The organism is Haloarcula mannanilytica (genome assembly GCF_005406125.1).
Lineage (GTDB): Archaea > Halobacteriota > Halobacteria > Halobacteriales > Haloarculaceae > Haloarcula > Haloarcula mannanilytica.
Map to the genome: position 1 here is coordinate 334,492 of NZ_BIXZ01000001.1, position 12,455 is coordinate 346,946.

Here is a 12,455-nt window from a genome sequence, read left to right on the forward strand (position 1 = left end):
AGTCACATTTAGGACACTCACGGCCGACTGTCGAGTCATGTCAACTGTTCGCAGGATCGTCATCGACGTGTTGAAGCCCCACGACCCGCCCCTCGTCGATTTCACCGAACGGCTCACCACTGAACACACCGTCGTCGGCGTGACCGCCTCACTGGTCGAACGGGACAAGGAGGTACAGAACGTCAAACTCACCATAGAGGGCGACGGCGTCGACTACGCGTCGATACAGGACGCGGTCGAGGAACTCGGCGCGTCGGTCCACTCCATCGACGAGGTGAGTTGCGGCGAGCGCGTCATCGAGGAACGGGCCACGTTTCAGGACCGCTGAGCCGTGGTCTCGATACGGCAGTTGCTGACGCGCCTCCTCGGCAAAGAGGACGTGCGCGCCATCTCCCGGCGGTACTTCGTCTCGAACGGCTTCGACGGGACGCTGACGAGCATCGGCGTCGTCGTCGGCGCGGTGCTGTCGGGCGTGCCCGACGGCCTCACCGTCGTCAAAATCGGCCTCGGCGCGGCGGTCGGTCTCGGCACGTCGGCAGTCTGGAGCGTCTGGGAAATCGAACGCGCGGAGACCCGCGCCGAGGTGCTCCGCATCGAGCGGGCCATGCTGACGGACCTAGACGACACACGCATCCAGCGCGAACAGCGCGGCGCTCGCGTTCTGCACGCGACGATGAGCGGCCTCGGCCCGCTCATCGGCATCGTCGTCCCGCTCGTCCCGTTCTTCTTCGAAGGGGCGCTGTTGACGATGGGCGAGGCCGCGCTGGTTGCCGTCGGCCTCGGCGTCGGCGTCCTCGGCGTTTTCGGCGCGTACATGGGCTCTATCTCGGGCCAGCGGTGGTACGTCGCCGCCGCCCGGATGGGCCTCGCCGGCCTCGTGGTGGCCGTCATCAACTACGTCATGCCCGGCTAGGCGGCGTCGACGCGCCTGACCCCCCAGCCGACGAGGGCGAGCAGCGGCGCGCCAACGGCCAGCGTCGCCGCGATGAGTCCCCAGTCGGCGACCCCGAGCGCCACCGTCCCGAAGTACTGCCGGAGCGGCGTGTACAGGACCGCGAGGTGGAGCGCGAGCGAGGCGAGGACGGACGCGGCCAGCCACGGATTCGAGAGGAGCGGCGTGTCCCGCGTCCAGCGCACAACGTACAGTTTCACGAACTCCAGGGCGACGAACCCGGTGAACACCATCGTCATGGCGTAGGGCGTGGTGGACGGCGCGCCGTCGAGCGCGTACGTCATCAGCCCCAGCATGAGCGCCGTGGCAACCAGCCCCATGCCGCCGACGAGCGTCAGCATCTGCCGGTCGATGATGCCCGCCTCGCCCGAGCGCGGCTCGCGGTCCATCACGTCGCCGGAGGGGTCGGCCCCGAGCGCGAGCGCCGGCAGGCCGTCGGTCAGGAGGTTTATCCACAACAACTGGACCGCCGGGAGGATGAGGTAGCCGAAAAGCGACGCGATGAAGACGAGCAGCACCTCGGCGGCGTTCGCGCTCAGCAGGTAGCCGACGAACTTCCAGACGTTGTCGAAGATGGTCCGCCCGCGGCGGATGGCGTTGCGGATGGTCGCGTAGTTGTCGTCGAGCAGGACGATGTCGCTGGCCTCCTTGGCCACGTCCGTCCCGCGGACGCCCATCGCGATGCCGATGTCGGCGTTTTTCAGCGCCGGCGCGTCGTTGACGCCGTCGCCGGTCATCGCCACGGCGTGGCCGTTGCCCTGCAGTGTCTTGAGCACCCGGACCTTGTGGGTCGGCTCCATCCGGGCGAACACGTCGACCGCTTCGGCGCGCTCGGCGAGCGTCTCGTCGTCCATCTCGGCGACTTCCGTGCCGGTCAGCACGTCCGATTCGATGCCGATTTCGGCGGCGATGGCCGTGGCCGTCACCGCATTGTCGCCGGTGACCATCTTCACGTCGATGCCGGCGCGGTGCGTGTCCGCGATGGCGTCCCTGACGGCCGACCGCGGGGGGTCGATGAGCCCCTGTAGGCCGGCGAAGACGAGGTTCTCCTCGGGGCCGCCGTCCGCGCCGCGCTCCTTGTAGGCGAACGCGAGGACGCGGAGCGCGTCGCCGGCGAAGGCGTCGACCTGCTCGGCGATGCGCTCTCGGGTCGCGTCGTCCAGTTCGGTCGGGCCGTCCTCGGTCAGCACCCGCGTCGAGCGGTCGAGGATCACTTGCGGCGCGCCCTTGACGTACACTTCGTCGTCGTGTACTGTCGCCATCCTGCGGCGTTCCGAGGAGAAGGGCACTTGATCGGTCCGGGGGCGCTCCTCGCGGAGCGCCTCGGCGTCGATACCGCACTCACTCGCGCCGGCGACCAGCGCCCGTTCGGTCGGGTCCCCGTCCTCAACCGTAGCGTCGTTACACAGTACGCCGATTTCGAGCAGGCGGCGGAGCCGCTCGTCCTCGATGGTCGACGGTCGGTCCTCGCCGCCGAGGTCGGTCGCCTCGTCGTACACCCACGCGGCCCGGAGACGCATCTCGCCCTCGGTTAGCGTCCCGGTCTTGTCCGTACAGACCACGTCGACCGCGCCCAGCCCCTCGACGGCGGGGAGCGTCCGCACCAGCGCGTTCTCGTCGGCCATCCGCCGGACGCCCAGCGCGAGCGTCAGCGTCACGACCGCCGGAAGCCCTTCGGGGATGGCGGCGACGGCCAGCGAGACCGCGGTCAGCGCCGCCTGCACGAGCGTGGTCCCGCCGAGGGTCAACAACGGGACGATGACGGCCGAGAGCGCGACGACCCCGAGCCCGAGGCGTCGACCGAGCGTGTCGAGGTCGCGCTGCAGCGGCGTCTGGCTGTCCTCGGCGCTCAGCAGTTCCGTCGCAATCGCGCCCATCTCCGTCGCCATCCCGGTCTCGACGACGACGGCGGCGGCGCACCCCCGCGTGACGCTCGTCCCCTTGTACAGCACGCTCGTCCGCTCGGCCAGCGGCGTCGCCCGGTCGACCGGCTCGACGCCCTTCTCGACGGGCATGCTCTCGCCGGTCAGCGCCGCCTCGTCGACTTCGAGCGACTGCGCCTCGACGACCCGGCAGTCGGCCGGCACGACGTCGCCCTGCTGGAGGACGACCACGTCGCCGGGGACCAGCGCCGTCGCCGCGACGGTCTGTTCGGTCCCGTCGCGGCGAACCGTCACCTCCGGCGTCGCGAGTTCCCGGAGTGCCTCCAGGCTCCGCTCGGCCCGGTACTCCTGAAGGAAGCCGAAGACGCCGTTCCCGAGGAGGATGACGCCGATGAGCACCGCGTCGACGGTGTGGCCGATAGCCAGCGACAGCGCGGCCGCGCCGAGGAGGACCCAGATGAGCGCGCTGGAGAACTGCGACAGGAACACCCGGAGCGGGCTTCGAGCCTCGGTCGACGTAATCTCGTTTGCCCCCTCGGCATCGAGCCGCGAGGCCGCCGCGTCGCCTGTCAGGCCCCCCTCGGAACTGGCCAGCGCGTCGAACACGTCCTCGACCGGGCGCGCGTACCACTGGCTGTCGCTCCCGTCGGGGCTTTCCTCGCTGGCCCGGTCGGGCGACTGCGGTCCGCGCTCGCTAGTCGACTGCGACCCGATGTCCGACATCGACGGGTCAGGTGCCGCGCTGGAGTTCCTCGCGGGCGGTCAGTTCGTCCGGCACCAGCCGGAAGAACTCGAAGGTGACCTCGCGGACCGGGCGGTCGAACACGTCGACGAGCGGGATGTCGACGCGCTCGAAGCCGTCGAGGACCTCGCTCGTGATGGCCTCGCGCGACGCGTCTTCGAGGCGGCCGCTGGCGACGACGCTCTTCCAGGGCTCGTCGCCGTCGCCGTAGGTCACGAACGTCACTGGACGGCCGTCGAGACGGCCCTTCTCGCTGTCGCGGTTCGCGGCCAGGCGGAAGTAGAAGACCGACTCTTCGGGGTCGTAGCCGTACGAGACGGGGGCCGCGTACGGGGCCGTCTCCTCGTCCACTGCGAGCGACAGCACGCCCGTTCCGCCGACCCCGAGGAAGGCCTCCCGGTCGTCGTCGCTCATCTCGGCGCGGTTCGTTTCAGCCATGTATCAGGTATCTGGCCGGCAGTAAATAAAGCCCCACGCGCGGCCCGGTCGACCCGGACGCCCGCCGACGGAATAAGACATATAACGGTCGGTTGCGAACTGTTCCCATGCGCGAGGCAAGTCGGACGACGCGCCAGCGCATCGCTGACCAACTACGCGACGAAGCGATAGCCGCCGGAACAATCGCAAACGAGTTCGAAATACAGACCAGCGACGCGCTCACGCACGTAGAGCACATCTCGAAATCCCTAGAATCGACCGACGAACAGCTTCTCGTCGCGCCACCGGAGTGTGAGGAATGCGGCTTTACTGACTTCGACGACCTGACGAACCGACCGAGCCGGTGTCCGGAGTGTAAGTGCGAGGCCGTCGCTGAACCGGCGTACCGAATCAGCTAACAGGGCGGTCCCGTCGATACGATTCCGTCCGGTTAGTTCCCGGAGAAACCGATACGGCCGCGCGAGGAGAGGTCGTGATCGCCCGACGGCCCCTGGTTCTCAAACTCGTAGCGCTCGTCGGTCAGGTAGACAACGCCGTCTTCGGTGGTGATCGAGACTTCCTCCAGCACCGCCCCCTCGCAGGGACCGTAGTTGCACAGCCCCGAATCCGATTCGAACGTCGCCCCGTGTTTCTCACACACCAGTTCCCCGTTGCGGACCGTCGCTCCGTCGCCCTTGTCCAGCCGGATGTCCGTCCAGTGGGGACAGTAGTTCTCGAACGCGACGACGGCGTCGGACAGTTCGACGATGATCGCCTCCTTCGTGTCGAAGCCGTCCCGAACAGTGAACAGAAAGGTCCCGTCGTCGGGCACCTCCTCCAGCGCGACGATGCGGCTGTCCTCGTCCATACTGGTCCCCCGTATGGGTTTCGGGGGTTTCAAACCGCCGGTCCGGGCGACAGTTGCGAACCCGCGGGACGGGCGTGCCTCCGTCAGTAATGCTCGGCCTCGATACGCTCGTCGAATAGCCGCTGGAGGAGCTTCGTCATCGGCCCAGTACCGACGGAGATGCCGTCGACGGTCGCTATGGGGCGAATCTCCCACGTCGAATTGGTGAGAAACGCCTCGTCGGCGTCACGCAGGGCGTCGAGCGAGTAGTGGCCGGTCTCGACGGGGAAGTCCTCGCCGCGTGCGATGTCGAGCACCACGTCGCGGGTGACGCCCGGCAGCAGGTCCAGATCCGTACTTGGAGTACGGAGTCCGTTGTCCGTGACGAAAAAGAGGTTGCTCGTCGCCCCCTCGGCCAGATTGCCGTCCGTGTCCCGGATGAGACACTCGTCGGCGGGCTCGCCGCTGGCGGCGGCCTTCCGGAGTTCGAGGCGGCCGAGAATCCCGTTGAGATAGTTGTGGGTCTTCGCGTCCGCCGGAACGGCCTCGCTGGGAATCCGCCGGGTCCGGACCGTCTGGACCGACGCCGGCTCGTCCCAGACGCGCTCGCCCTCTAATCCGCCCCGCGGGAGCCTCTTGCAGATGACGACGACCGTCGGGTCGACCTCCCTCCCCGGCGTGAGCTTTCCGGGCTGGACGCCCCGCGTGACCGACAGCCGGACGTACGCTTCTTCAAGGTCGTTGGCCGCGAGCGTCTCGTCGACGCGCTCCCGGAGGTTCTCGGGCACGGCGTCGGCAAAACCCAGCGTCTCGGCCGTCCGCTGAAGCCGCTCACGGTGGGCGTCCCACCGGAACGGTTCGCCGCCGTACGCCCGGAGTGTCTCGAACGCCGCGTCGCCGTACATGAACCCGCGGTCGCGCACCGACACCGTCGCTTCGTCTTCGGGGACAAGCGCCCCGTTTACGTGGTATTGCATAGCAGGCAGAAATTTTCGATCATGGTCTTGCCGTGGTCGGTCAGAATGCTTTCGGGATGGAACTGGACGCCGATGTGGGGCCGATTGCTGTGGCGGACGCCCATGACGACCTGGGACTCGTCCGTGCCATCTGTGGTGGCAGGTTCCGTTGCGTCCGCCGTCGTCGCGGCGCTCCCGGACCCGTCGTCGCTGACGGTGTACGCCGTCTCGGTCAGCACGTCGGGAAGGGCCTCGCGGTCGACCGCCAGCGAGTGATACCGGCCGACCTCCACGGGGTCTGGCAGGTCCTCGAACACGCCGGTACCGTCGTGGGCAATCGACGAGGACTTGCCGTGGACGACCGCCTCGGCGTGGCCGACGGACGCGCCGTTGGCCGCACACAGCGCCTGGTGACCGAGACAGACGCCCAGCGTCGGGTATTCCAGTTCCTCGAATATCGGTATCGAGACGCCGGCCTCTTCGGGCGTCCCCGGCCCCGGCGAGACGACGATGCCGTCGGGGTCCAGTTCGCGGATGCCCGCAACGTCGATGGCGTCGTTTCGCCGGACGACCACATCGTCCTCGGTCCCACCCAGTCGGAGCACCACTTCGCCGACGTACTGGACGAGGTTGTACGCGAACGAGTCGTAGTTGTCGATGACGAGGATGGTCGGTGCGAGCGAGTCCGTTGCCGAGCCATTGCCGCTGTCGCCGCTGCCGCCGCTGCCATGAGAGCCACTCATTGCTCGTCCTCCATCGCCAGGTCGACACGTCTCCCCAGCGCCTCGTCGACGGCGTTGACGAGCGCGCGGCCCTTAGCTAACGTCTCCTGGTACTCGCTATCTGGGTCGGAATCATGGACGACCCCGGCACCGACACGGAGGTGGTACTCCTCGGCGTACCGGACCAGCGTTCTGATGACGATGTTCAGCGTTGCTCGACCGTCGAAGCCGAACAGGCCGATAGAGCCGGTGTAGGGTCCCCGGCGTGTCTTCTCGACTTCGTCGATAATCTCCATCGTCCGGGGTTTGGGCGCGCCGGTGATAGTCCCGCCCGGGAACACTGCGGCGATGGCGTCCTCAAGCGTCGCGCCGTCTCGGAGCCGCCCCTCGACGACCGAGACGAGGTGCATCACTTCCGAATACCGGTCGACGCGCCGGTAGTCAGACACCTCGACGCTGCCGAACGCGCTGACTTTCCCGAGATCGTTGCGCTCCAGGTCGACGAGCATCGCGTGTTCGGCCCGCTCCTTCTCGTCGTCGAGCAGGTCTTCCTCCAGTCGGTCGTCGGCCACGGGTGTCTCGCCTCGCGGACGAGTACCAGCAATGGGTTCGGTTTCGATCCGGTCGCCGTCGCGGTGGAGGAGGAGTTCCGGGCTCGCGCTGACGAGGTCGACGCCAGGGAACTCAAGCAGGGCGGAGTACGGCGCGGGGTTAACTGTCCGGAGGGCGTCGAAGGCCTCGACCGGGTGGACCGCGGCGGGGGCGCGAAGGCGCTGCGAGACGTTCGCTTGGAACGTGTCGCCGTCGCGGATGTACTGCTTGACCGTCCGGACCCGTTCGGCGAAAGTTTCGCGCGTGCAGTCGCTCTCGAAGGTCGCTTCGTCGGCTTCGACCGGCGGATCCTCGACGGCAGGGTCGCCCTCGGTGGCCGCGCGAGCGAGGTCCAGAGCGTGTTGCTTGCCGAACTCGTAGGCCAGTTCGGGCGTCTCGAAGTCGCCGACACGTGGGCAGGCTGTCACTCGTAACTTCACCGACTCACCGCGAGGCTCTTCCCAGGCTGCGAAGCGGTCGTAGCGAGCGACCTGCAGGTTCGGGAGCGCGCGGTCGGCGTCGGCGCTGTCGGGCAGCGACTCCAGTTCCCGCGCCACATCGTAGGAGAGCCACCCGACCGCTCCGCAGGGATACGGCACGTCACAGTCACCGCGGACCAGTCGTTCGCCGTCGAGAAACTCGGTCAGCGCGCCGAGAGTCCCGCCAGCTCTCGGATCGACCTCGCGGAACTCCGCCGGAGCCGTCCCGAAGTAGCCCCAGCCCGACTGACCGCCGGTGGTCGCCAGATACACGCCGCCAGTCTCGTCGCGTGCCCGCCGGTAGGCGAGAAACGGGTCGTCGACATCTACCCGGACCTCGACGGGAACGCGCGCCGCGGGCGGCGCGTCGGCTGCGAGGTCGGTGAACGCGGTCCGGTCGGTTGCGACCGATGGCATTACCGAACGAAAACAGTGCGGCGACTAATTCCCTTGCGGTTCAGCGAGTCCGAGTGGGAGACATGTTCCGGTTCGGCGCGCTCACAAAGAGGGACAGGCGTCGGTTAGTACTCGCCGGCGCGCTCGATCCAGCCCGAGACGCGGCTCTCCGAGAGGTCAGTATCGGCGGCGATGTCCGCCGCGTCCGCTCCGGCCAGTTCGCCCACCGTCTCGATACCGATATCGGCGAGGCGGTCGGCGTAGGCGGGTCCGATACCCTTGATATCCGTGACGGGCGCGGTGCTTCCCTCGGCGTCGGTTTCGGCCGAGTCCTCGTCGGCGTCGGCCGGTTCCTCGTCAGCCACAACGGATTCTTCGGCAGCCGAGACGCTCGAATCGCCGGCCTCGTCATCGACCGCTGTTCCGGACTCGGAAGATGACTCCGTGGCTGTATCAGCGGCCGCAGCCGTCGCTTCGTCTGGGGATTCTGTGGTCTCCGTCTCATCGGCGTGAGCGGACGTGTCGCTCTCCGCGTCCGACTCAGCACCCGCGGTTTCGGAAGTCTCTGTCTCGGTAGTCGTCGCGGTGTTCGTCCCTTTGACCGCGTCCTCGTCTTCAGTAGAGGGCTCTCGCTCGACGGTCACGTCCACGTCACGGTTGGTCCCCGACGCGGATGACCCCGTCCCGTCAAGCCCGAAAACGGATTTCAATTTCTGAAGCAGACCCATACATGGACGTATTTATCCCCAACACAAATCTCTTGCTGGTGACCGTTTCGCTACAGACTCTCGCGCAACTTCTCGTTCATCCGGTCTACGGGGCCATCTTCGCCGGTCCAGAGTTCGAACGCCTCGACGCCCTGGTACAGGAGCATCCACGCGCCGTCAACGGTCGTCGCGCCTGTGGCCGCCGCGTCCCGTAGCAGTCGGGTCTCAATCGGCGTGTATACCGCATCGAGTACTGCGAGGTCGCCGTGCAGCGCGTCCGCTGGCACTGGCGTCTCGTCTTCCTCCATGCCCACGCTGGTGCAGTTGACGAGGATGTCAGCGTCCGCGAGCAGGTCCGCGAGCGATTCGAGGCCGTGGCCCGTCGCGTCCGGGACATCTTCGGCCAGCGCGTGGGCCTTCGATTCGGTACGGTTGGCGATACGTACCGACAGCCCCTCGTCGGCGAGGCCGAACGCGACTGCACGCCCCGCGCCGCCGGCCCCGACGACGACGGCCGTACCGGACAGCGACACGTCGTGATGCGCTAGCGCTCGGACCGCGCCGACGGCGTCCGTGTTGTAGCCCGTCGGCGTCTCGCCGGTGAAATCGACGGTGTTGACAGCGCCGATGCGCTCGGCGAGCGGCGCGGGGTCAACGGCGTCGAGTACGTCCTGCTTGAACGGGATGGTGACGTTGAGACCGTCGATTCCAAGGGTTTCCGCGGCTTCGATGGCTTCGGCACCGGACCCGACCGACGGCTCGAACGTGACGTAGCGCGCGTCAAGCTCCAGTGCTTCGTAGCCCGCCTCGTGCATCGGCGGCGACAGCGAGTGGCCGACCGGGTTTCCGATGAGACCGTAAACGTCCATATCAACGCCAGCGGTCCCCGATGGTATGAACGCCACGCTCTCTCGTCGGCTAATCCAGCGTCTAGTCGACACTTTCGCAAGCTTTTCAGCCGGACCAAGCGACAACACTGATAGTGAGTAGTCTTCGTCATCCACTGGTGCAGGTCGCAGTGACAGTGTCACTGACTGTCGGCTGGGTCTATCTGTTCGTCACTGGTACTGAACTCGGGAACGTGGCGACCGTCGCCGTCAGCGGGATCGCCGTTCTCGGGGCGTCGTTTCTCCTAGCCTGGGGAGCCGAGACGGCCGAGAAAGACGTGCCGCGGTCGTTCGCCATCGCCGTCCTCGCCGTTCTCGCTGTCGCGCCCGAATACGCTGTCGACGCGCTGTACGCCTGGAACGCCGGGGCAGGCGGCGCGACGACGGAAAAATGTAGTCAGCTCACCGCACAGGCCATCGAAGCCAGCGCGACACCGCTGGCCCGCGCCTGTCACGACGCCAACCTCGCGATTGCGAACATGACCGGCGCGAACCGCATCCTCATCGGCATTGGCTGGGCCGGCATCGCCGTGTTCACCGTCTGGCGGGCCGCGAAGACGCGCGACCCCGCCGTGAAGAAACGCGACGGGTTTCTGAAAGACGCCGTTCAGTTAGACACCGACATCGCGACCGAGATTTCCTTTCTCTTCCTGGCGACGCTGTGGGCGTTTTTCGTCCCCCTCGGCGGCGGTATCGGGATCTTCGATACGCTGTTTCTGGTTGGTCTCTACGTCGCATACATCGGCCTCGTCCTCAAATCTGACATCGAACACAGCGAGCACACCGTCGGCGTGCCGAAGTACTTCCAGGAGTGGTCGCTACCGTGGCGGCCGCTGGTCGTCCTGGCGCTGTTTGGCTACTCCGGCGCGATGATCTTCACCGCGGTTGAGCCGTTCGCTCACGGGCTGGAGGAGATCGGCGTCGCAAACGGCATTCCCGAGTTCTTCATGATCCAGTGGGTCGCCCCGCTGGCCAGCGAGTCGCCCGAACTCATCGTCGTCGCCGTGCTGGTCAACAAGGCCCGGTCGACGGCGGGGTTCAACGCGCTCATCTCCTCGAAACTCAATCAGTGGACGCTGCTCATCGGGACTATCGCCGTCGTGTACTCTATCGCGCTGGGCGGATACGGCGTCCTGCCCTTTGACGCCAGACAGGGCGCGGAGATCTGGATTACGGCGGCCCAGTCCTTCTTCGCGCTCGCCATTCTGGTCAACTTCGAAATCAGCATCCGCGAAGCGGTCGGGCTGTTCGTACTGTTCATCTCGCAGGTGATCCTGGAGTTCGCGCTCATCAGGGACCTCGTCGCCCTGCCGATATCGAGCCATGACCTCCTGTTGGCGTACACTGGGCTGTACGTCGCTATCGGGCTCGCGCTGTTCGCCCAGCGCCGCGAGGCGCTGAAACACCTGTTCGGGCTGGCTGGTGACGCAGTCCGGTCCGCAATGGGACGAGAACCAGTCCATCCTGAGAACGCTGACTAATGCTCGGAATCGTTGTTTCACGCGCTGACTCCGCGTCGGTCCACATCGGCGAGCAGTTGCGCGGCCTGCGGGACTGGGACACCAGCGTCGACGAGACGCGACCCGACGCGGAGGGCGGCGGCACGGTGCATCGCACTGACAGCGTGGAACTCCGCGAGTTCGAGGCGTTACACCTGGACATCGAAGACATCGGGGCGGCGTTCGACGACCCGGACCTACTGGTGTTCGCGTCGAAACACGCCGGCGAGACCGAGGAACTCCTGACGGCCCACCACACCGGGAACTTCGGCGTCGCGGAGTTCGGCGGTGAGGGCGGACAGTTCGCCCGCGCCTGTCCGCGAGCGCACGAGGCAGTCGTGGCGGCGCTCCAGCGCCACGCCCCACCGGACTACGAGGTCGGGATGGAGTGTACCCACCACGGCCCAACGAGCGTCGGCGTCCCGTCGATGTTCGTGGAGGTCGGAAGTGGGGAGCCACAGTGGAAGGACCCCGACGCCGCTGAAGCCGTCGCTAGAGCGATACTGGACCTCGCGGACGAACCAGCCGACAAGCCCCGGGAGAACGGGACGCGCCGTCACCTCCTCGGTGTCGGCGGCGGCCACTACGCCCCGCGGTTCGAGCGCGTCGTCCGCGAGACGGACTGGGCCGTGGGACATATCGCCGCCAACTGGTCGCTAGACGCCCTAGAGGAGTGGGCCGACAGCGATGCGGAGCGAGACGCTGTCCTCGAACGCGCATTCCGGGCCAGTGCGGCCGACTACGCCCTCATGGAGGGGGACCGCCCAGCGCTACAGGAAACCATCGAGTCACTGGGCTACCGCGTCGTCAGCGAGACGTTCGTACAGGAGACGAGCGGCGTCGATTTGGCCCTGGTCGAGGCGCTGGAAGACGCTATCAGGCCGGTCGACCAGGGGCTCAGGTTCGGCGACCTCCCGCCCGGATACGACGGCGAATGGACGGTACTCGACCTCCCCGAGGAACTCATTGCGGACGCACGCGGCGTCGACAGCGAGGCACTGCGTGAGACGATAGAACGCCAGTCCATCGCGTACGCGACCGAGCAAAACGGGACCGTTCTCACTGGGCCGATTGTCTGTCCAGCGAACACGGAGCCGGCGACGTTCCTCGACCCGATAATTGAAATCCTCGAACAGCGCTTCGACAGTGTCGAGCGACGCGCGGACGAACTGGTTGTCCGCGAAACGGCCTTCGATCCGGACCTCGCGCGAACGGCGGACATCCCTGAAGGCCCGAAGTTCGGAAAACTCGCCTCGGGGAAGTCCGTTGAAATCGATGGCGACATAATCGACCCGGAGCGCTTCCATCGCGAGCGTATACGTCGATATACGCTGTGAACATCAGCGTGTCAGCGACGCAGACTGTCAGGTTCAGCGT

General features: G+C 66.9%; 13 protein-coding genes. 5 read left to right on the plus strand and 8 right to left on the minus strand.

The window, feature by feature from the left end:
• Positions 1 to 37 precede the first annotated feature (37 nt).
• Together Harman_RS01665 and Harman_RS01670 are read left to right on the plus strand one after the other, a co-directional pair.
• Positions 38 to 328, plus strand: coding sequence for a DUF211 domain-containing protein (locus Harman_RS01665; protein WP_137682089.1), 291 nt, complete (start codon positions 38 to 40; stop codon positions 326 to 328).
• Positions 329 to 331: 3 nt separating this feature from the next.
• On the plus strand, positions 332 to 913 hold the full coding sequence (locus Harman_RS01670; RefSeq protein ID WP_137682090.1) for a VIT1/CCC1 transporter family protein: 582 nt from the start codon (positions 332 to 334) through the stop codon (positions 911 to 913).
• Here Harman_RS01670 and Harman_RS01675 read toward each other — a convergent pair.
• Together Harman_RS01675 and Harman_RS01680 are read right to left on the minus strand one after the other, a co-directional pair.
• Positions 910 to 3,558, minus strand: a complete 2,649-nt coding sequence (locus Harman_RS01675; protein WP_137682091.1) for a cation-translocating P-type ATPase — start codon at positions 3,556 to 3,558, stop codon at positions 910 to 912. The two genes, Harman_RS01670 and Harman_RS01675, sit on opposite strands and share 4 nt — an antisense overlap.
• Before the next feature lie 7 nt (positions 3,559 to 3,565).
• Complete coding sequence (locus Harman_RS01680) at positions 3,566 to 4,015, minus strand: pyridoxamine 5'-phosphate oxidase family protein (protein ID WP_137682092.1); 450 nt, start codon at positions 4,013 to 4,015, stop codon at positions 3,566 to 3,568.
• Positions 4,016 to 4,122: 107 nt separating this feature from the next.
• On the opposite strand from Harman_RS01680, the gene Harman_RS01685 reads away from it, so the two are divergent.
• Entirely contained in the window at positions 4,123 to 4,413 is a 291-nt protein-coding gene (locus tag Harman_RS01685; RefSeq protein WP_137682093.1) for a transcriptional regulator, read from the plus strand.
• A gap of 32 nt (positions 4,414 to 4,445) precedes the next feature.
• Here Harman_RS01685 and Harman_RS01690 read toward each other — a convergent pair whose 3' ends face one another.
• From Harman_RS01690 to Harman_RS01715, 6 genes are all read right to left on the minus strand, one after another.
• Entirely contained in the window at positions 4,446 to 4,862 is a 417-nt protein-coding gene (locus Harman_RS01690) for a Rieske (2Fe-2S) protein (protein WP_137682094.1), read from the minus strand.
• A gap of 83 nt (positions 4,863 to 4,945) precedes the next feature.
• Positions 4,946 to 5,818 carry an aminotransferase class IV gene (locus Harman_RS01695; protein ID WP_137682095.1) on the minus strand — a complete coding sequence of 291 codons (873 nt, stop codon included), beginning with the start codon at positions 5,816 to 5,818 and terminating at the stop codon, positions 4,946 to 4,948.
• A complete protein-coding gene (locus Harman_RS01700) occupies positions 5,803 to 6,540 on the minus strand; it encodes an anthranilate synthase component II (RefSeq protein WP_137682096.1) in 738 nt (245 codons plus the stop codon). The genes Harman_RS01695 and Harman_RS01700 overlap by 16 nt, the downstream gene beginning before the upstream one ends.
• Positions 6,537 to 8,006, minus strand: coding sequence for an aminodeoxychorismate synthase, component I (gene pabB / locus Harman_RS01705; RefSeq protein ID WP_137682097.1), 1,470 nt, complete (start codon positions 8,004 to 8,006; stop codon positions 6,537 to 6,539). The genes Harman_RS01700 and pabB overlap by 4 nt, the downstream gene beginning before the upstream one ends.
• A gap of 104 nt (positions 8,007 to 8,110) precedes the next feature.
• Positions 8,111 to 8,713: a helix-hairpin-helix domain-containing protein gene (locus Harman_RS01710; RefSeq protein ID WP_137682098.1), complete on the minus strand. Its 603-nt coding sequence runs from the start codon at positions 8,711 to 8,713 to the stop codon at positions 8,111 to 8,113.
• Positions 8,714 to 8,763: 50 nt separating this feature from the next.
• Positions 8,764 to 9,561: a shikimate dehydrogenase gene (locus Harman_RS01715; protein ID WP_137682099.1), complete on the minus strand. Its 798-nt coding sequence runs from the start codon at positions 9,559 to 9,561 to the stop codon at positions 8,764 to 8,766.
• A 137-nt stretch (positions 9,562 to 9,698) separates the two neighbouring features.
• Here Harman_RS01715 and Harman_RS01720 point away from each other — a divergent pair, with 137 nt between their 5' ends.
• Together Harman_RS01720 and Harman_RS01725 are read left to right on the plus strand one after the other, a co-directional pair.
• Complete coding sequence (locus tag Harman_RS01720) at positions 9,699 to 11,060, plus strand: sodium:calcium antiporter (protein ID WP_137683109.1); 1,362 nt, start codon at positions 9,699 to 9,701, stop codon at positions 11,058 to 11,060.
• Entirely contained in the window at positions 11,060 to 12,415 is a 1,356-nt protein-coding gene (locus Harman_RS01725; protein ID WP_137682100.1) for a D-aminoacyl-tRNA deacylase, read from the plus strand. The genes Harman_RS01720 and Harman_RS01725 overlap by 1 nt, the downstream gene beginning before the upstream one ends.
• The last annotated feature ends 40 nt before the right edge of the window (positions 12,416 to 12,455 follow it).